This is a genomic window from Brunnivagina elsteri CCALA 953 (genome assembly GCF_002289455.1).
GTDB lineage: Bacteria > Cyanobacteriota > Cyanobacteriia > Cyanobacteriales > Nostocaceae > Brunnivagina > Brunnivagina elsteri.
Genome location: NZ_NTFS01000067.1, coordinates 1 through 20,729, shown reverse-complemented (window position 1 = coordinate 20,729; position 20,729 = coordinate 1). Strand labels below are relative to the sequence as shown.

The 20,729-nt window shown below is 39.9% G+C and carries 17 protein-coding genes; 6 read left to right on the top strand and 11 right to left on the bottom strand.

The annotated features are described in order from the left end of the window. Positions 1-152: 152 nt before the first annotated feature. A complete protein-coding gene (locus CK510_RS08630; protein ID WP_281256994.1) occupies positions 153-302 on the bottom strand; it encodes a pentapeptide repeat-containing protein in 150 nt (49 codons plus the stop codon). A 235-nt stretch (positions 303-537) separates the two neighbouring features. Between CK510_RS08630 and clpB the strand changes: the two genes are divergently transcribed. Next, entirely contained in the window at positions 538-3,156 is a 2,619-nt protein-coding gene (gene clpB, locus CK510_RS08625; protein WP_095721315.1) for an ATP-dependent chaperone ClpB, read from the top strand. A 46-nt stretch (positions 3,157-3,202) separates the two neighbouring features. On the opposite strand, the gene CK510_RS08620 is transcribed toward clpB, so the two are convergent. Both CK510_RS08620 and CK510_RS08615 read right to left on the bottom strand, forming a co-directional pair. Beyond that, a complete protein-coding gene (locus CK510_RS08620) occupies positions 3,203-3,925 on the bottom strand; it encodes an FHA domain-containing protein (RefSeq protein ID WP_095721314.1) in 723 nt (240 codons plus the stop codon). Positions 3,926-4,368: 443 nt separating this feature from the next. After that, the gene (locus CK510_RS08615) at positions 4,369-5,976 is read right to left on the bottom strand and encodes a serine/threonine-protein kinase (RefSeq protein ID WP_095721313.1); all 1,608 of its coding nucleotides are present in this window, start codon (positions 5,974-5,976) and stop codon (positions 4,369-4,371) included. 443 nt (positions 5,977-6,419) lie between these two features. Here CK510_RS08615 and CK510_RS08610 point away from each other — a divergent pair, with 443 nt between their 5' ends. Then, a complete protein-coding gene (locus CK510_RS08610; RefSeq protein WP_095721312.1) occupies positions 6,420-6,581 on the top strand; it encodes a metallothionein in 162 nt (53 codons plus the stop codon). 272 nt (positions 6,582-6,853) lie between these two features. Here the strand turns inward: CK510_RS08610 and hemL are convergent, their stop codons facing one another. After that, positions 6,854-8,152, bottom strand: coding sequence for a glutamate-1-semialdehyde 2,1-aminomutase (gene hemL, locus CK510_RS08605; RefSeq protein ID WP_095721311.1), 1,299 nt, complete (start codon positions 8,150-8,152; stop codon positions 6,854-6,856). Between the two features lie 122 nt (positions 8,153-8,274). Between hemL and CK510_RS08600 the strand changes: the two genes are divergently transcribed. The 4 genes from CK510_RS08600 to CK510_RS08585 all read left to right on the top strand — a co-directional run bounded on the left by CK510_RS08600 (position 8,275) and on the right by CK510_RS08585 (position 11,753). After that, positions 8,275-8,463: a ChaB family protein gene (locus tag CK510_RS08600; RefSeq protein ID WP_095721310.1), complete on the top strand. Its 189-nt coding sequence runs from the start codon at positions 8,275-8,277 to the stop codon at positions 8,461-8,463. 132 nt (positions 8,464-8,595) lie between these two features. Beyond that, entirely contained in the window at positions 8,596-9,255 is a 660-nt protein-coding gene (hisIE, locus tag CK510_RS08595; protein WP_095721309.1) for a bifunctional phosphoribosyl-AMP cyclohydrolase/phosphoribosyl-ATP diphosphatase HisIE, read from the top strand. Between the two features lie 329 nt (positions 9,256-9,584). Beyond that, entirely contained in the window at positions 9,585-9,857 is a 273-nt protein-coding gene (locus CK510_RS08590; RefSeq protein WP_095721317.1) for a glutaredoxin family protein, read from the top strand. A 393-nt stretch (positions 9,858-10,250) separates the two neighbouring features. Further along, a complete protein-coding gene (locus CK510_RS08585; RefSeq protein WP_095721308.1) occupies positions 10,251-11,753 on the top strand; it encodes a UDP-N-acetylmuramoyl-L-alanyl-D-glutamate--2,6-diaminopimelate ligase in 1,503 nt (500 codons plus the stop codon). A gap of 144 nt (positions 11,754-11,897) precedes the next feature. On the opposite strand, the gene CK510_RS08580 is transcribed toward CK510_RS08585, so the two are convergent. The 7 genes from CK510_RS08580 to CK510_RS08550 all read right to left on the bottom strand — a co-directional run bounded on the left by CK510_RS08580 (position 11,898) and on the right by CK510_RS08550 (position 20,385). After that, complete coding sequence (locus tag CK510_RS08580; protein WP_095721307.1) at positions 11,898-12,656, bottom strand: peptidylprolyl isomerase; 759 nt, start codon at positions 12,654-12,656, stop codon at positions 11,898-11,900. A 396-nt stretch (positions 12,657-13,052) separates the two neighbouring features. Continuing rightward, positions 13,053-13,331 carry a hypothetical protein gene (locus tag CK510_RS08575; protein ID WP_095721306.1) on the bottom strand — a complete coding sequence of 93 codons (279 nt, stop codon included), beginning with the start codon at positions 13,329-13,331 and terminating at the stop codon, positions 13,053-13,055. Between the two features lie 268 nt (positions 13,332-13,599). Continuing rightward, complete coding sequence (locus tag CK510_RS08570) at positions 13,600-13,818, bottom strand: CTB family bacteriocin (RefSeq protein WP_095721305.1); 219 nt, start codon at positions 13,816-13,818, stop codon at positions 13,600-13,602. A 154-nt stretch (positions 13,819-13,972) separates the two neighbouring features. Next, positions 13,973-14,191, bottom strand: a complete 219-nt coding sequence (locus tag CK510_RS08565) for a hypothetical protein (RefSeq protein ID WP_095721304.1) — start codon at positions 14,189-14,191, stop codon at positions 13,973-13,975. A gap of 334 nt (positions 14,192-14,525) precedes the next feature. Next, positions 14,526-15,038 (bottom strand): HetP family heterocyst commitment protein, encoded by a 513-nt coding sequence (locus CK510_RS08560; protein WP_245911960.1) that lies wholly within the window; start codon positions 15,036-15,038, stop codon positions 14,526-14,528. A gap of 40 nt (positions 15,039-15,078) precedes the next feature. Further along, positions 15,079-16,824, bottom strand: coding sequence for a beta-barrel domain-containing protein (locus CK510_RS08555; RefSeq protein ID WP_095721303.1), 1,746 nt, complete (start codon positions 16,822-16,824; stop codon positions 15,079-15,081). A gap of 411 nt (positions 16,825-17,235) precedes the next feature. Further along, complete coding sequence (locus tag CK510_RS08550) at positions 17,236-20,385, bottom strand: ABC transporter transmembrane domain-containing protein (RefSeq protein ID WP_095721302.1); 3,150 nt, start codon at positions 20,383-20,385, stop codon at positions 17,236-17,238. Positions 20,386-20,729: the final 344 nt, after the last annotated feature.

Here is a 20,729-nt window from a genome sequence, read left to right as displayed (position 1 = left end):
CTCCCCACCCTTCGCGTGATAGTGTTGGTAAGTATATGATTTGAATATTTTATTTTCTGGAAGTCCCTTAGTAAAATAAAGATGCTTTTAAATGCAGAGGAACGCGGGGTAAAGCGCAGAGTTTCGCAGAGAATATTGGAAAAGTGTAATTATCAGCTATTTTCCGTATAAATTCCGCTTATTGCATCTGTAAAATCAACTTTTTTTCGGTTAAAGTTTGAGTCGAATTGAGCATTGACTAAATTTGCACCACTAAAGTTTGCGTGATTAAGTTCCAATCCTGGAAAAGAACGATTTTGCAAATTTTGGTTAATTTTGGTAGATGGAAAACAACCACTTTATAGCGAAGGATTTACTAAATTTAAAACCCTCTTCCTCCTTTCTTCCTCCTTTCTTCGGTAATACTACTCGAAATAGATGGGAACACCGAACCCACTAAATGCACCCCTATCTTTACAATATTCATATAAAGAATAAATATAACTTATCTCCTCACAGGCAAATCAGCCTGCACAGGTTCATTTCCAGAAAAAGCCTATGCAACCAACTAACCCGAACCAATTTACAGAAAAAGCGTGGGAAGCGATCGCGCACACTCCTGATATCGTCAAACAATATAACCAGCAGCAAATTGAAAGCGAACACTTAATGAAAGCGTTGCTGGAACAGGATGGATTGGCAAATAGTATTTTTACTAAACTCGGTGTGAGTTCGCAAAAACTCCGCGATAAAACTGAGCAATTTATCCAGCGTCAACCCAAAATATCCGGAACCACCACTTCTGTCTATTTAGGCAGAAGCTTAGATACACTCCTAGACCGCTCTGAAAGCTACCGCAAGGAATTTCAAGACGAATTTATCTCGATTGAACATTTATTGCTCGCTTACGTCAAAGATGACCGTTTTGGCAAAGGAATATTTAAGGAATTTAGTTTAGACGAATCCAAACTCAAAAATACCATCAAACAAGTTCGAGGAAGCCAGAAAGTGACAGACCAAAGTCCAGAAGGAAAATATCAATCGCTGGAAAAATATGGACGTGACCTCACCGAAGCCGCCCGTCAAGGTAAACTAGACCCAGTAATTGGACGGGATGATGAGATTCGTCGCACCATTCAAATCCTTTCTCGACGCACCAAAAATAACCCCGTATTGATTGGTGAACCTGGTGTTGGTAAAACTGCGATCGCAGAAGGTTTGGCACAGCGTATTATTGCTGGTGATGTTCCCCAATCTCTCAAAGACAGGCAGTTAATCACTTTAGATATGGGTGCTTTAATTGCGGGGGCAAAATTCCGAGGTGAGTTTGAAGAACGTCTCAAAGCGGTATTGAAGGAAGTTATCGACTCCAACGGTAATATTGTGCTTTTTATTGACGAAATTCACACCGTTGTTGGTGCAGGTGCTACCCAAGGGGCAATGGATGCGGGTAATTTACTCAAACCCATGCTAGCACGGGGCGAACTCCGCTGTATTGGGGCGACAACTCTTGATGAGTACCGTAAATATATTGAGAAAGATGCAGCTTTAGAACGTCGTTTCCAACAGGTTTACGTAGACCAACCCAGCGTTGAAGATACGATTTCGATTTTGCGGGGTTTGCGGGAACGCTATGAAAACCACCACAGTGTCACCATCTCCGACAGTGCTTTGGTAGCTGCGGCAACATTATCGAGTCGTTATATTTCTGACCGTTTCCTTCCTGACAAGGCAATCGATTTAGTAGATGAAGCTGCCGCTCGATTGAAAATGGAGATTACCTCCAAACCAGAGGAACTCGACGAAATCGATCGCAAGATTTTGCAACTGGAAATGGAAAAATTATCCTTGCAAAAAGAAACCGATGCCGCATCACGCGATCGCTTAGAAAAACTCGAAAAGGAAATTGCTGATTTGAAAGAAGAACAGCGATCGCTTAATGCCCAGTGGGAAGTTGAAAAGAGTTTTATTGACAAAATCGGGCAAATTAAAAAAGAAATCGAGCGGGTTAATTCGGAAATTCAGCAAGCAGAACGTGATTATGACCTCAACCGAGCTGCTGAGTTGAAATATGGCAAGTTAACCAGTTTACACCGTCAATTAGAGGAGACGGATGGGGAACTCAAGCAAACTCAACGCAGTGGTAAATCTCTGTTGCGGGAAGTCGTCACTGAAGCTGATATTGCTGAGGTCATTTCTAAGTGGACAGGAATTCCCCTCAGTAAGTTGGTGGAATCGGAGAAAGAAAAATTACTCCATCTCGAAGACGAATTACATCACCGTGTCATCGGGCAAAATGAAGCCGTTACCGCAGTTGCAGACGCTATCCAACGTTCCCGTGCTGGACTTTCCGACCCCAACCGTCCCATCGCTAGTTTTATCTTCCTGGGACCAACAGGGGTGGGTAAAACCGAGTTAGCAAAAGCATTAGCAGCTTACATGTTCGACACCGAAGAAGCTTTGGTACGCATCGACATGTCTGAGTATATGGAAAAACACGCAGTTTCCCGGTTGATTGGTGCCCCTCCCGGATACGTTGGTTATGACGAAGGTGGACAATTAACGGAAACTATCCGTCGTCGTCCCTATGCGGTAATTCTCTTTGATGAGATAGAGAAAGCACACCCCGACGTGTTTAATATTTTCCTGCAAATCCTCGATGATGGGCGTGTCACCGATGCTCAAGGTCATACGGTAGACTTTAAAAATACTGTAATTATTATGACCAGTAATATCGGTTCCCAATACATCCTCGATTTAGCTGGAGATGACAACAAATACGACGAAATGCGTCATCGAGTCATGGAAGCAATGCGTACTAGTTTCCGTCCAGAGTTTCTCAATCGGGTTGACGAACAAATCATTTTCCACGCATTGCAGAAGAAAGAACTACGCAACATCGTTCAGCTACAAGTCGAAAGATTGAAGGGAAGATTAGCAAGCAAAAAAATGTCCCTGAAACTTGCCGATGTGGCGCTTGACTTTTTGGCGGAAGTAGGATATGACCCTGTATTTGGAGCGCGTCCATTGAAGCGTGCGATTCAGAGGGAGTTGGAAACCCAAATAGCCAAGTCCATATTGCGGGGTGATTTCAACGACGGAGATACAATTTTCGTCGATGTGCAGAATGAGAGGTTGTCATTCCAGAAGTTATCATCCGAGTTGATTACAACTTGATTTTTCTCCCAGATATCCCCGACTTAAAAAGTTGGGGATATGCTGTTTACTGACTCAAAAAATATTCCCTAATCTCTGGTGATGATTCAAGATGGAATAATTGCGAAGCTGGTGTATCAGCAAAATCTCTCTCGATATAACCGATACTTTTCAACATCTCCATAGTACTATCTGAGTTTTCTATAAAAACTTTAGTTTTAGAACTTTGATGGCTTGCTAAATCAACTTCTCGCTCTTTATTCGGTACTAATTGCATCAGTAATTCTACTGCAACAGTTGGTAAACTTAGAGTCTTGACATTGAAGAAAAAGTAAAAAACAATATTTCCCAAGCGAATTTTATCACCATCCTTTAACTTAACTGGCTGAAATACCCGTTCCCCATTCAGATAGGAGCCATTGGTACTATTAAAGTCAATCAGACAAAAACTTTGTTCTTCGTCTATGTATTGGATTGCTGCATGACGACGTGATACATAAGTATCAGGCAAATGAATCCCACTTGTGCGATCGCGTCCAATCGTCCAGATTTTTTGCGGCTGTCTTAAAGTCTGTGTTTTACCTGCATACAAATTCGTGATAGCATAAGCCGCTGAACCATCGATTACACCTTGTAAGTAGAACGATTTCACCCCTGCTTCGGAAGACTGATCCAGAGTTTCTAATTGGAGAATTTCATCTAGAAGACTGCTGTGGTGTTCGTACAACTTCAAAAATGTTTGATATAACTTTAACCGACGTTCGAGTTCTACCTCTACAAACTCAGCCATAGTTTAGGTACTTTAACTAAATGAAAACTTTGAGATTATATTTTCTTTGTCTAGGTAAACTTTAACAGGCAAAAATTTCAAGTTACTTTACTTCTGACCTTTTGCATTCATTTACATCTGCCTTTAATTTTTATCAGAACACATCCCTCCAGCCTCGATGTACAATTATATACACTATATCCACTTTTCTAATCGATATATTAAAAAAAAACAAAAAAAGCAATTTTAATGTTGCACTATAAACATTTCCAACTCCAGATTAAGAAAGTGTTTTGTATTATTTTATCTATAAAAATACATGTGAGTCAAAACACTTAATATCTTTAGTTAATTTATTTAAGTTAAGATATTAGCATTATTGACAGTACCTAATCCTACCAAAATAATTTGGGGAGATTCAAGATTTTGGGTTGTAAAACTCCTCAAAATCTCAAATTCCTTTCTTACAATAAACCACGTTTACCATTAGGACGTACCGTCATCCAGTTAGTCTTAGCTAGTGTCAACTGTTCACCAGAAACCTTGGCACCAGTAAGATTAGCGCCGCAAAGGTTCGCTCCCCGAAGATTGGCATTATTGAGGTAAGCATAACTCAGGTCTGCCCCCCGTAGGTCTGCCCCCTCCAAATCAGCATGGCTCAAATAAGCTTTGCTCAAGTTAGCATCCCGAAGGATAGTACGATTCAGGCTTGCTCTACCAAAGTCGCTATTAAATAAATTAGCTCCTTGGAGGTTGGCTCGCTCCAATATCGCAGAGTGGAAATTAGTACCCGATAGGTCAATACCTTGTAGGTTCAGCAAACTCAAATTATGTGAGGCAAAATCTCTCCTACCTTTGGTGTAGGCATTTCGCAAGCCATCAAGATTTAACTGGCGAATCATTTGAGATTTGGAACCTTGGGTTGCCTCTGTATTATTACTGCCATAGGATGCTACTTTTGCTGCTACTAACCGATGGCTGGTTGCACCTGTCGCTTCTGCAATTTTGGCTCGTCTGGCTCGAATAGCGGCTGCCACTTGTGCAACTCCCGCACTAGAGTAACTTCCCGAAGTATTATTTTGCAAGACTCCAGAATCGACAGGATGACTGCTTCCTCGTTCTTTAATACCACCCACAGGTTGGGTAACCAAACTTTGGGCAAGGCTGTTCAGGTATGGCTCCATTTCCAGCGCTCGCAATACTTCTTCAGCATTTTGATAGCGATTACGGACAGATACTTCTAGCATTTTCCGCAGTACCCCAGAGAGGTGGGGACTGATTGTCACTAGATGTTCCCACATCATTTCTCCGGTTGTGGGATTATAATCTAAATCCTTGGGAGATTTGCCAGTCAGTAGATAAATGCAAGTTATCCCGGCAGCATAAATATCGCTGGAGTAAACCGGACGCATTGCCATTTGTTCGGGTGGTGCAAATCCGGGAGTCCCAATTGCATAAGCTGTTAAAGCTGTTTGCCCTGATTGCATTGCCGCAGTCTGACTAACTTGGTTTTTGACTGCTCCAAAGTCAATCAACACCAATCGGCTATCTTGAGCGCGACGAATCAAGTTGGCTGGCTTGATGTCACGGTGGATCACCTTTTGGTCGTGGATATATTGCAATAAAGGTATTATTTCAGTTAAGAATTGCTTGACACCTGCTTCACTTATGGCTCCTTGGGCTTTGACTTCTTGTTGTAAAGTCAGACCGCTAATATATTCTTGGACTAAATAAAAGTGTTCGCGGTCTTCAAAATAGTCAAGTAACCTGGGTACTTGAGGATGATTACCTATTCTACCTAAAGTCACAGCTTCCCGCTCGAATAGTTCTCGCGCCATTTGTAAAACATGGGGTGCGGTTCCCGAAGGACGCAACTGTTTGATGACGCAACTAGGTTCGCCTGGTAAGGATTCATCACGGGCAACAAAGGTTGCCCCGAAGCCTCCTTGTCCTAGCGCTTTGACTACCCGATAGCGATCGCGCAACAATAGAGACGAGCCACAGGAGTGACACCTATCGCTGTAGGCTAGGTTTTCTGGATTGGGACAGGTAGGATTTAAGCAGTAGCTCATGTACTGTCAACTCGCTGCAAGAAAAAAAATGGACAAAAAGCTTATTAACCCTACTCTTAATTATTTAGACAAAATTCCTTTCTTACCAGGTAAATTTTGCTGGAAATCCTTTGAAGAGTTGCTAAAGAGAACCAGTACTTACTTAAAGGAATCGTAAATATACGCGGTTGAATTCCTAAAATTGCCTACAAATTCAGGGAATTAGTTGAAAAACAAACTTCACTACTTCCGTAAGTTATTGATTGAAAACGCACTTCGTTCTTTTTGGTTGTTTTGTTGGTGTGCTGATAAATATACGTAATTTATTAAGAGGGGATTGGGCATTCCCATCAATTATTCTGATTTTTGACTTCTAATTTGATAAATTCATATTAATTTTTAATTATGAGCAAATGTTCATATATCGTATGTTATTATTTAATTAGTCATCAGGGAAAAAAGCCATGAAAGCCGTTAGTTTGATGAAATGCGCTTGCGAAACTTGTTTATGTGTTATCTCAACTGAAGATGCAGTTAATAAAGACAATAAATACTATTGCTCAGAAGCTTGTGCGGAAGGTCACAAAACCATGAAGGGATGCGCTCATAATGGGTGTGGCTGTTAAAATAATTCACTTTTCCTCCCAGAGTTAGAAGTTAAAGCTACAGAATTATGTTTTGTAACTAGTACAACACGGCGCAAGTAAACCGACTATTTTGAATACCAAACCCGTCAGAGCCAGAGGTTATAAACCTCTGGCTAATAGCGAAAGTCCTCTAAAAGAGGATTAAATTCAAGCCCTAAATGCTAGGCATATTTACGCCAAGCTGTACTAGTCAAATAACCAGAGGATTGAAGAGTGGGAATACCCCACCCCTACGAAGGAATTTTGAGACTTTAGAGGGTTGACATCACATCGCGGGCGGCTGCTAAGGTTTTGTCAATATCTTCTTCGGTGTGGGCAATTGAAGTAAAACCAGCTTCAAATTGCGATGGAGCTAAATAAATACCCCGTTCCAACATGCCGCGATGGAAGCGTCCGAACTTAGCTGTATCGGACTTTTTCGCGTCTTCATAGTTATGCACGGGACCATTCGTAAAAAATAAACCGAACATACCACTAATTTGACCACCACAAGCTTCATGACCTGTTTCTTTGGCGATTTGCAGCAAGCCATCGGACAGCTTTTTGGTGATTTTGTCAAGGTATTCGTAAGTGCCTGACTTTTGCAGTAATTCCATCGTCTTAATTCCCGCAGTCATTGCCAAGGGATTTCCCGAAAGGGTTCCCGCTTGGTACATTGGACCTGCTGGTGCCACCATCGACATGATATCGCGACGACCACCGTAAGCACCCACAGGTAAACCACCTCCGATAATTTTACCAAGGGTTGTGATATCAGGTGTGACCCCAAATTTATCTTGGGCACCTCCATAGGCAATGCGGAAACCTGTCATTACTTCGTCGAACACCAGCAAAGCCCCATGTTCGTGGGTGAGTTCCCGTAAACCTTCGAGGAAACCAGCATCGGGGGTGATAAAGCCAGCGTTTCCAACTACGGGTTCGAGAATTACCCCTGCGATCGCATCAGGGTTTTCTGCAAATAAGGCTTTAACTGCTTCGAGGTCGTTGTAGGGTGCGGTGAGGGTATCTGCGGTGGTTGATTTGGGTACACCGGGGGAGTCGGGTAAGCCCAGGGTAGCGACTCCAGAGCCAGCTTTGACGAGGAACATGTCAGCATGTCCGTGATAACAGCCCTCGAATTTAATTAGTTTATCCCGTCCGGTGAAGGCACGCATCAGGCGAAGTACTGCCATACAGGCTTCTGTGCCGGAATTGACAAAGCGTACCATCTCAATACTGGGTACGGCATCGATTACCATTTCGGCGAGGACATTTTCGAGGACACAAGGGGCACCAAAGCTTGTACCTTTCTCTAAGGCTGTGTGGAGGGCACTAATGACATCGGGGTGGGCATGACCGCAAATTGCTGGACCCCAAGTACCGACATAATCGATGTATTGATTGCCATCTACATCCCAAATGTATGCACCCTTGACGCGATCGAATACAATAGGTTGACCGCCAACAGATTTAAATGCGCGAACTGGGGAACTGACACCACCCGGCATCAAGTTTTGGGCAGCAGCAAAAATTTCTTGCGATCGCGTTGTTTTAATTGTTGTATTTACCAAGGTTCTCTCCCAAACGATGCTATAAATTAAACTCTATCTGAGGATAGGCGCAAAAATGACTTAGAATTTCTATCGTAGAAGCATAGCTGAACAAAAGAAACAATTTTTAAATAAATAACAATATGTTATACAAATCCAATCAAGACTTACCTGCTGAAATTCGGACTCGTTTTTCTGAGGATTGTCAAGATATCTACCGAGCTGCTTTTAACTCGGCTATTCATTGGTACGGTGAACCTATAAGGTCTCACCAAGTCGCTTTAAGTGCTGTGAGAATGCAATCAGCAATGCATAAAACTCCCGTTTTGTAAATGTAGTTAAACGAAATTAATCAAATAAAAATCAATCCCTAAAGAACTGCGAAGAAAGTACTAATTTTGCTACCTAATAATGATAGTGTGAATATCTGGGTTCACATTTTTATTCATAGTTAGACAACTGGTATGTCTTCTTCACAGTCTTCTTCATTCAAACCATTAAGCAATGCTATTCCAATTGAAAAAATTCGCTACGACGAGAAAGGTTTAGTGCCAGCAATTGTCCAAGATTATTTGGATGGTACTGTGTTAATGATGGCTTGGATGAATCGCGAATCTTTACTTCGGACTTTGGAAACTGGTGAGACTTGGTTTTGGAGTCGATCGCGTCAGGAATTTTGGCATAAGGGTGCGACTTCGGGGCATACTCAGAAAATTCAGGGTATTCGTTATGATTGCGATAGTGATGCGATTTTAGTCACTGTGGAGCAGATTGGTGATATTGCTTGCCATACTGGAGAGCGCAGTTGCTTTCATCAAATCGACGGGAATATTAGTCCTCCCCCAGCAGATACGCTATCCCAGGTTTTTCAAGTCATATGCGATCGCAGGGATAATCCCAATGAAAGTTCCTATACCTGTAAGTTATTGGCTGGTGGTGATAACAAGATTTTGAAGAAGATTGGCGAAGAAAGTGCTGAAGTTGTCATGGCTTGTAAGGATGACGATGCTGATGCGATCGCAGGAGAAGTTGCTGATTTGCTATACCATACTTTGGTCGCTTTAGCTCATCACAAAGTCGATATCAAAGACGTTTATCGAAAACTACAACAAAGAAAACGTTGACACTTTCAACTAATCCCTCTCCCCGCCTCCGTGCGACCCTAATCTTTTATTTTATTCCCCTTTATTGTAAATTTTTTCGATTATTTTGATTCAATGGTCGAAATCGTGCAATAATGAATTATAACTCTAAAAGTATAATGGGATGGTTGTGAAATTTTTAGAGAAAATTACATCCGATTATAATAAAATTTAATTCCATGATTTAATAATAATACCATAAAATACCTCTTCTAGATTAAAACCCAGTGATTTTATTTTCACAAAACAAAACTAAAATCCATGCAAACAGAGTTTTGTGTATGCTACAGGAAAAGAAAGACTTAAAACCTATGCATATAATTCTCTACAGCAAACCCGGATGTCATTTGTGTGAGGGATTACAGGAAAAACTGGAACAAGTTGTAGAGACGCAGGATTTTGCCCAGCTACAATTGGAAATTCGCGATATTACAACCCGTGATGATTGGTTTCAAGCTTATCAATATGAAATTCCCGTCCTATTTATTGCCGACACCAGAGAAAATCAAACAAAAATCATACCTCGTCCATCACCGCGTGTTTCCTGGCAACAATTGGCACAATTACTACAAAAGTATATTTAAGTATTTGTACAAAAGGAAAAATGGTGCAAAATATCGCAAGTAACTAGTACATTAGGGGTGCAAAGTGCCGAGTGATTAACTATCATCACTCTTGTATACTGGGGTTTGTTACAGCGCATTTCATTTGGGTGAGGTACACTCTCATCTGCATTTATCCGCGTTTATCCGCGTACCCTGCGGGAAGCCGCATTAGACGAGCGAAGCGAGACTTCTCGCAGAGTAGCGTCTATATCTGCGGTTTTTATCTCTTTATATGTACCTCATTACAGACGGAAGTGCTGTAATGGTTAATGTTTTAGTTATTGGTTGGGAATGATACCAAACAACCAATAATTAACAATTGACGACTAACAACTACTAACAACTACTAACTTGTGTGTCGAGGTTGAATAAATGAAACTGCGGGAACTGCTAGCTGCTGTCGAAGGAATTGTCCAATTTAACGAACATCCAGCTTTGGATGAAGAAGTTAATGGTTTGACGACTAATTCCCACGCAACAAATCCGGGAGATGTGTTTGTGGGAATGCCCGGTACCAGGGTAGATGGAGGTGAATTTTGGCAAAGTGCTTTAGAGAAAGGAGCTTTAGCTGCGGTGATTTCTGCTTCTTCAGCCGAAAAAGTACCCCCTTTTGGTGATATATGTATAATTATTGCATCTGACATGACAAAAGCATGTGCAAAAATTGCAGCAGCGTTTTATGGTTATCCTGGACATGCTTTAAATTTGGTAGGTGTGACGGGGACAAATGGGAAAACGACAATAACCCATTTAATTGAGTATTTTTTGGAGCGTGCTGATAAAAATACGGCTTTGATGGGTACTCTTTATACCCGATGGAAGGGATTTAGCGAGACAGCGACTCACACCACTCCCTTTGCGATTGATTTGCAAAAGCAGCTAGCATCCGCAGTCAATGCTGGGAATGAATTGGGAATTATGGAAGTTAGTTCCCATGCATTGGCACAGGGTAGGGTTTTGGGTTGTCAATTTGAGGTAGCTGTATTTAGTAACCTCACTCAAGACCATTTAGACTATCACAAGGATATGGAGGATTATTTCTCTGCCAAAGCTTTGTTGTTTAGTCCTGATTATCTTGCAGGAAGGGCTGTAATTAATCTTGAAGATGGGTATGGAAAGCGTTTAATTGAGACTTTAGGCAAAGATAAAACCTGGAGTTATAGCGTTAATGATACCAGCGCTGATTTGTACATGAGTGACTTGATTTACCAACCAAATGGCGTGAGCGGGATGATGCATACCCCAATGGGTAGTATATCTTTTCAATCGCCCCTAATTGGTCAGTATAACCTTGAAAATTTACTTTCTGCGGTTGGTGCGGTTTTACACTTAGGAATTGATTTAGAAATTATTGCTGCTGCCATCCCTGACTTTCCTGGAGTACCGGGAAGAATGGAGCGGGTACAAATTAATACAGAACAGGATATTAGTGTAATTGTTGATTATGCCCATACTCCCGATAGTTTAGAGAACTTATTAAAAGCATCCCGTCCATTTATTCCTGGGAAAATGATTTGCGTCTTTGGTTGCGGAGGCGATCGCGATCGCACAAAGCGTCCAAAAATGGGTAAAATTGCTGCGGAGCTTGCCGATATTGCGGTAGTGACATCGGATAACCCGCGAACTGAAAACCCAGAAATGATTTTAGAGGATGTGTTAGCTGATATTCCCGAAGGAATTAATCCCACAGTGATATGCGATCGCGCTGCGGCAATTCGGACAGCTATTTTACAAGCACAACCTGGAGATGGGGTATTGTTAGCAGGTAAAGGACATGAAGATTATCAAATTCTCGGTACGGAAAAAATTCACTTCGATGACAGGGAACATGCACGGGATGCTTTAGTTGAGAGAACAAAGGCAAGTTCAATTTAATTTCAACCGTAGGGGTGGGAATACCCCACCTTAATTATATTTATAATATTTCCACCCTTAATTATATTTATAATATTTCCACCCTTAATTATTATTTATAATATTCCCACCCCATGATTATAGAAATGGCTAATTTGATTATGCTTAATTAACCGGAGATGATATTAAAGACAGATTATGCAGCAGATTTGCCAATTCTGAATCGAGCCATGTTTGAAACATTCGGTTTAAAATTTCTTCATACCTTTGAGATGTTAATTCGGCTGAAATAAGCTCTTCAATCAGAAACAAATGACTTGTTTGTTCAATGCGGATTGGGGTAACTACTTCTCCAATTTTGCTGCGAAACAAAATGGCAGCAACATCAGGTTGAAAATCCCAACGATATAATTTACCTGCATATCCGCATTCTCTTCGTCTTCGTTCATCAGTGTTATATAAATGAGCAGCTTCATAAAAACTCATCTCACTTTCTTCGATTTGATAAAAAATTTCTTGCGCTAGTTGTTGGTAAGGAACAACGATTTGATAGACAATAATTTGTTCAAAATCTAATCGATTTTCTGCAAAGAATTTTTCCACATCTTTGGCAAATAATGCATCTGCTAATTTCTTCGTCAGCAAACAATCTCGAATTCCCGCTTCCCAATCTTCGGGAGTCATCAAGTTATCATTTAGCCATGTAACTGTATCGTTTGCTCTCACTAACCGTTTTGCATATCGTTGGCGATCGGCTTCTATTTGAATTTCTTCTGCTGTTATAATTATGCCTCTTTCTCTGGCATTTTGTTCAATAATTTGATGATATAAAATGCTTTGACATACATCTTTTAACTGGATGTTTTTTCTGAGTGAGGAAATTATTTCTTCTGGTTGAATTGTTTTATCTTTGAGATTAATCATAAGGTAGTTTACCTCACATTTAAAGATAAATAAAAATCTTTATTATGGCGGAAATTTTAAGCTAAAATACCACAATAATATTTCCATAACTAGCCCCTCACTAGGCTGTTGATTTTGATAGAATTTCCACGTTTTTAGTTCATACAATTTTTGTGTTATTGACTGGTTACTAGGCTCTGCCTGGGAACCCTGAGTTTGAGGCTCTGGCTCTTATCCTGACTGGAGGCGGAGCCTCCAACTCTGTATTCCTTGCCGGAGACAAGGAACAAGTCATATCACAGATATTGTATGAAAATCTAACCCCCAAAAAGGTACAAAGTCAACAGCCTAGCCCCTCACTACCGTAGCTAGAATAATGATTCATCCTATTTCCTAGATTCTGGATTATTAGAAAAATCATCTTCTTGATGATTTTCGAGATTGCCTAAAATAAGGTGAAAATCTACCTCGTGAAGAACTATTATAAGGAGAATAATTAAAAACTAAGAAAATTGGCATGGTGATATTATTTGTGGTAACTGTATTACCAATTGAATGTCCACCTAAAGTATTTATAGAAGATGCTGCTGCTGGATAGATATTGAGTGATTGTAAGAGAGATGATAAATCAAAACCACCTTTTACATCGATTTTTTCTTCAACTATTTCCATATGTTCAAGGTCAGAGATAATCATGATTAGGCTCCTATAAGTACTTGTATATAATGGTTGACATAATTAATATGTAAAAGCTCCATATTAGTGATTTAAACTTCAAAATATTATTGATTAATGTGAATATTTTGAAAGTATGGAGCTTTTACATAACAGTGGTAGATTCACTTCCAGTTAAGCCTTAAAATGGTGAAGTAGCTAGATATCATTTGATTCTGCCTCCAAGTAGGATAGGAGGCAGATTGAAAACCTTTTTTGCTGAATTTGTTTCGACAGCTTAAATATTATTCTATGGCTGTAAAGAAACAAAGTTTAAACCCAAGGTTCTGATGTTCAAATTCGAGGAAACTGAACCTGCTGAACTACCTCCTGGAGTTGATGTCGAGACTGTTTGCATCAAAGTCAATCTTTGTTGAAATGCAGTTAAACTAGCTCCAATATCATTTCCACCTTCGAGATTTTGTGTTTGTTCAGCAATTTCTAGATATGTTAAATCGGAGATAATCATTTTTCGCTCCTTACTAGTTATCTTGTTTTTTTTTTAAGTGACAACTCGATTTGAATTGCAGTCTTTAGACATCTCCGAAAAATAATACGGAAGCCTTATACAGAAAGGGTGAATACCTCATTTCCGGAGATATCTTTTGGGAATATCTAATCACCTATGGTTGTAAAGAAATAAAGTTTAAACCAAAGGTTCCGATGTTCAAATTCGAGGAAACTGAACCTGCTGAACTACCTGCTGGAGTTGATGTTGAGACTGTTTGCATAAGAGTTAATCTTTGTTGAAATGCAGTCAAACTAGCAGCGATATCATTTCCACCTTCGAGTTTGTTTGCTTCGTCTACTATTTCCATATGATTTAAGTCATGAATCAACATATTGTTCTCCTTGAATTTTAGAGATTTACTTGTTTTATCTTTAACAACTCTCTCTTGAGTTGATATATATAATATATCTCTTCTATTATTTGAATTGGGCTTTTATTACTGAATATGTAGCCATTTTGGCATGTTATTATTAGTTATGGGAAGAGTAATAATAATCATCGAGTTCTTGAGGAATTCGGGAATTTTGCTTTATTATATATGATGTTTTTTGATTATGGTTTTCGTTTAGATGGAAGACAAATAAGGTGGATACAAATAAAAGACAATAAAATAAGGGCAAACAACCGTTTGCCCCTACAGGGATGGTGAACAAAATACAATTTTTTCAATTGCGATCGCGAATTATTTTAAATCCCAAATAACTCATGAAGTTTAATTGTTTAGTTCGGATATTCTCAAGTATTGAAAAATTAGAATTTTGGGTGTTTTGTTTGGTATCAGCTTGCGAATAAATAGCGCTATATCCACCTGTTGTATTTATTTGTTGACTTTCTAGTGGTTCTAGGTAGTTGAGGTCGTTAATTTGATTTAAGCAGGAAGAAATATCTGGGTTATTTATTGGATTATTTATATTGTTGCTAGGACGATTATTGTTGACTTCGGGATAAGTAGAGCTTAAAGAAATATCGGATGATAATTGGCGATTTTCTTTTAATAATCTACTATAGGTCCGATAGGGAATATAATGTAGGGGATTATAACCAGCAAAACGTAAAATTAATACACAAGCCCAAGAATACCTACCAGATGCAATAGCCTCCACAACTTGACTAAATTGCTCTGGTTTCATTGCTCTGTCAGTTTGTTTTTGTGCTGGTTTTGTTTGGTGAACCATCATAATTAATTACCTTTTGATATTGGGTATTACGTATTGGGAATTACAAATTAATTCCACCTGCTTGAATTTGCCGAATTGGATCGAGGATGACATCAATGATGCGACGATGACGGGTGATGATTTCGGCTGTTGCGGTTTGCCCTGGTTTAAATTTGATTATTTGGTTATTTGCCGTCAAGCGATCGCGTTCTAGTTCAATTTCCACGCTATAAACTGCACCGAGTTTTTCGTTGGGTTTGACATCGGGTGATATGGATGCAACTTTGCCTGTAATAATTCCGTAGTCTTGGTATGGGAAAGCATCAAATTTTACTTGGGCTGTTTCTCCAACCTTGACAAAACCAGCTTCGCTGTTGGGTAAAACAGCTTTTAGTATTAGTGGAACACCTTGAGGTGCGATCGCAGCTACGGTTTGTCCAGGTTGAACGATGTCACCACTGTTATGAACGTTCAGTGATAAAACGACACCATCGACAGGAGCTGTTAAGTAATATTGTTTCAATTCGACTTTGGCTTTTTCGAGTATCTTTTCTGCTTGCTGAATTTTGGCTTGGATTTGGGTTTTTTCGACTTGGAGTTGTTGGATTTTTTGCTGGGATTGCACCTGAACTGTGATTGCTTCGGCTTTTTTTTGGACTAACTCTGATTCAAGTCGTTTGATTTCGGTTTGTGTTTGTTGGATTTCACTTTGGCTTTGAGTAATAGTACGGATTGTCTGAGCTTCAGCTTGTTCTGCTTCAAACAAACGTTCGCGGGTAATTGGTGTTTCTTCTAGTTGATTTTTGGTAATTGCCAGTTCACGCTGTCTCAGTTCTTGTTCAGCATTGAAAACCATATCACGGGAGATTGCACCTTCTTTTAATAAGGGTTGGAGTCGTTCCACACGTTCCCGATATGCTGCGACTTCATCTTGTCGCTGTTTGAGTAGTTGTTTGGATTTGGCAAGTAATGGTTCGATTTGCTGTTTTCTGTTAATCGTAGCTGCACGTTGATTATGTAATTGTCCGAGCAGTTGATAATTCCCAGTCAATCGAAATTGTGCAGATGCGATCGCGCTTTTTTGCACTTGTTGTTCTGAAGAAGCAATTTGTCTGCGTGTTTGCGATTCTAAGACTGTTTTGTCGATCAGAGAATCGGTTTGTATCAGTTGAGTTTGTAAAGCTGTTTTTTCCTGTTGCAAACGCTCTATTTCATTGACGGCAATTTGGTTATCCATCTCAGCGACAACCTGCCCAGCTTTGATGAATTGCCCCTCTTGGACGTAAATGCGGTCAATCTTACCGGAAACAACTGGGTTAACTTTGTAAGCTTCTCCTTGGGGAACTAATAGTCCATTTGCTTTACCCACTTCATCTATGTATCCAAAAGATGCCCATGTAGCAAATGCAGCCAAGAAAATTAACCCACCTACCACCACTTGACTAGGCAGAGATGCAGGAGGATGATCGAGAACTGTTTGCAACGATGCAGACCAATTTTGAACAGGATTTGTAAAAGGTAGTGATGTCTGAGAAGAACTAGAATTAGCTGCCATGAACCCAACAGAAACAGCAGTACCTCCATACAGCAAACTAATTTCATCATTACTTGGTACATCGAAAATTTCCCTAGATAGTTCTCGATGCGATCGCAAATCAATAATAATCCCATCTTCAGCTATCTTATTATTCACATCATCAATCTCATCTCCACTATTTTTAGTTGCGAAAAATCTATCTAACAAAGGTTGAATAGAATCATTTTCTGACCCATTACCAAAATTATTTCCTAATAGTAGATTATTCATACTTCTATACCCACAATTCAAAATTAATTATTATTTTTATAAATGATTTAGGGAACTATTCTAATTTTTTTTAAACACCAAACAAATAGCTCCTCCTAAATCTCTATATTCCTCTGCGTCCTTCCGTTCGCGTAGCGTGCCCAAAGGGCTTACTTTGCCGGAAAGAAAATCTTCCCGGCAAGTTTTCTCTGCATCTTGCCGGTAGATAATATCTTTATTGCCCAATATTTAACAGCTTAATTAGTAAAATACCAATCAAAATAGATGCATTTTATCGAATTAATATTTACATTCTCAGAAAACTTTGTCTTCCAATATACATAATACTTCGACTTGATTAAATAATTGATATTCTTAACATAATTAGATGCCAAAATGGCATAAAAAAATTATTACTCCTTGTTGCCAAAATCAAATATCTAACTGTTGCTGTGCCAGATGAAAATACAGCCCCTTTTGCTGCATTAACTCCTCATGATTTCCGCGTTCAACAATAATTCCCTTATCTAAAACCAGAATACAATCAGCATTTCTTACCGTAGACAGACGATGGGCAATAATAAAAGTAGTACGTTCCTTGCAGAGACGACGTAAATTATCTTGAAAACGTCTTTCCGACTCCGTATCCAGAGAACTCGTCGCTTCATCAAGAATCAGAATCCGGGGATTAGCAAGCAAAGCTCGTGCGATCGCAATTCGCTGTCTTTGCCCTCCAGAAAGCGCAGAACCACGTTCACCAACCTTGGTATTATATCCCAGGGGTAGATTTTGAATAAAAGCATGTGCTTCCGCAAGCTTGGCAATATTCACAACCTCCGCAAGTTCATATTCCGGTCGATACAGGGTAATATTCTCTAAAATCGTTCCCGAAAACAAAAAGCATTCTTGTGGTACTACCCCTAATTGCCGACGTAATGACTGTGGTGAAACATGACGAATATCATACCCATCAATCAAAATTCGACCACTTGTAGGGTGATACAAACCCTGAAGCAAATTAATTAGAGTACTTTTACCCGAACCACTACGTCCAACAATTGCGATCGCTTCACCAGGATGTGCCATAAAGGTGACACTTTGTAATGTATTCCTCTGCTCATCTGGGTTGTAACGGAAACTCACATTTTCAAACTGGACTTCACCATGTAAATTCGGCAAAACCAACATCGGTTTATCTGGACTCTCTTCGGGTTGTGCGGCAAAGATATCATCAAGACGTTCCACTGATACCAAAACTTCCTGTAACTCATCCCAAAGACTCACCAGAGACAACACAGGAGTAATCACATTCCCAATCAACATATTGAAAGCGACAAACTGACCAATACTCAATTGGTCTTGCATTACGAGTGTTGCTCCATACCACAGCAAAGCCGTACTACCGACAGTATTAATTAATCCTCCGATTACTTGTAAATTATTTGCCAGTTTTTGCCCCTGAAATTGAGCATTAAACATACTCGTCAAATGCTCTTCCCACAACCAGCGTAAATCCCGTTCTGCTGCTGCCATTTTCAGGGTAGAAATTCCCGTGAACATCTCTACCAGTGATGAATTTTGCTTGGCAGACTCGTGAAAGACATTCCGTGATACCTGTCGCAGCATTGGACTTGATACCACAGTCAAAATAATAATTGGTGGTAATATTGCCAACACTAACAGGGTTAACTGCCAGTTGTAATAAAGCATCAAACCGACGTAAACAAATGCCATTAACGCATCTAAGGCAGTGGTGACAGCTTGACGAGTCAGAAAAACTTGAATTTTTTGGTTTTCTTGAACACGGGTAATAATATCACCAACATGACGAGTAGCAAAAAACTCCAAAGGTAAATTCAGTGCATGACTAACAAAAGCACTAATCAGAGTCAAATCTACACGATTCGAGAAATAATCTAACAGATATTGACGAACACCACCTAAACCAATTCGCCAAACACTAAAAATCAACAAACCGATGGCAAACACATGTAAACTAATAAAGCTTTTGTGGACAACAACTTGATCCAGAATGATTTGGGTAAATAAAGGTGTCACCAAACCAAAAACTTGCAGCAAAATCGATGCCATCACAATCGGTAACAGCGTCGAACTGTAGGGTAAAAATGCCCCCCAAATCTTCCCAAATGTAGGTTTAGCATTGGGAATTTGTTGTAGTAACCCCGTTGGAGACAACAGTAGAGCATATCCAGTCCAACCCGCTTGGAAATCAGGAATTGATAGCCAACGTTTTGCGATCGCAGGATCGGCAATTAAAATCTGATTTCTTTTAACCCGATAAACAACCACATAATGCTCCCCTTGCCAATGGGCAATCCACGGACTTTTCTCCTCAACTAAACGATTCAAACTCGCACGTACTGGACGAGCATGAAACCCCAGTTTTTCTGCTGCCACAGCTAAATTTTTCAGTGTCGCACCAGAACGATTTACCCCTGCCAAATTCCGCAGCATATTCAAACTAAACCGTTTACCCCAATACTGCGATATCATCCCCAAACAAGCAGCACCACAATCCATCGTGCTTTGTTGCTGCACAAACGGATAGGATTTTCCTAAACCACGTTTGCGCTGCTTTGCTGGTTGGGGGAAAGGAATGATTTTCGACTCTGCTGCTGGGGGAACAAAAGATGGAGATTCAGAGATATTAGTTGATTGCAGATTCAAAGTTAGAGGTGAGATTTTTTTAGCTCTTCCCCGTTTAGGAAGAGTTTCCCCATCTACAAGTATTGGTGCAATTAGTTTTACTATTTCCCAATCTTCCCGTGGCAGTTCGTACAAATGCAAATCGGTTTGAGCAACCCAATCTGAGGGTATTTCATTGGGATAACCCCAACTCTCACCAACTTGTGGAGGTGGTTGTAATGGGCTATTTTGGTTTTGCTTTTCAGTGTCTACTCGACTTTGAATTTCACCAACCCGCAGCCAAAAGCAACCTCTATTTCCTAGTGGAAAATCATGTAATAATTCACCAGCTTTAATCTCAGTTTCCACTGAATACTTAATAAACTGCTTGAGATTGTGACTCGAAAGCAAACGTAACTTAGTTAAGCTTTTAAAGAAAATTAGCCTTTGCTGCTTGCGGACAACTTGTTCTAAATCCTTTTCTAAACTAGGTAACTTATTGAACCAGTGTTTTAACTTTGCCGACGAAATAAAAGCAACCACACCCATAGTTGCTGCGATCGCACGATAAGATACAGGTTGACTGTCAAATAACTCATCAGTACCAAAGCGATCGCTAACTTCGAGTAATGACGCTGGCACTTCTCGCTGCAAACTTGGGTCAAATCCCACAAGTCTTACCCTTCCTCGACAAACAAGATAAAAGCCCTGATACTGTTCTCGATTATGAAATAATTCTACTGATAATTTACTCGTGTCGTAATTTACAATCTCATCTCCCAAATTAAATTGAATAATTTGGAATACTTGGCTAAATTCATCGACTAACTCATCATTGCCAGGATATAAACTCAAAAGGATATCGGCAAGAAGCTCACGAAAGTTACCGAATGTCCCAGATAGAGAATCTCCTGTAGATTCGATTATCTGTTTCATGGCTATGTACAGGAAAAAACGAATAGCTACAGTTCCATGCGTTGTCGGAGTTAAAGTCTAAATTATGACAACTGTTTCCCCTACGAACGCAGAGCAATTCCAGATATTTCTCAGATATTTCTCAGATATTTCTCAATATCCATTACTGAGGTAGACGCAAAAATTAGAACACTTACGTAAATTACTTAAGTTTTCTTATCCCTATGTCTATACTTACACTCATATTGTTGGTAAATATGCCAGATATCAAAAATATTTACAATCTGTCGTATTAACTTGACATAGCTACAATTTTATTCTCCTCTCCGTGCCTCTGCGTGAGATAAAAAAGAACCCCACCCAAC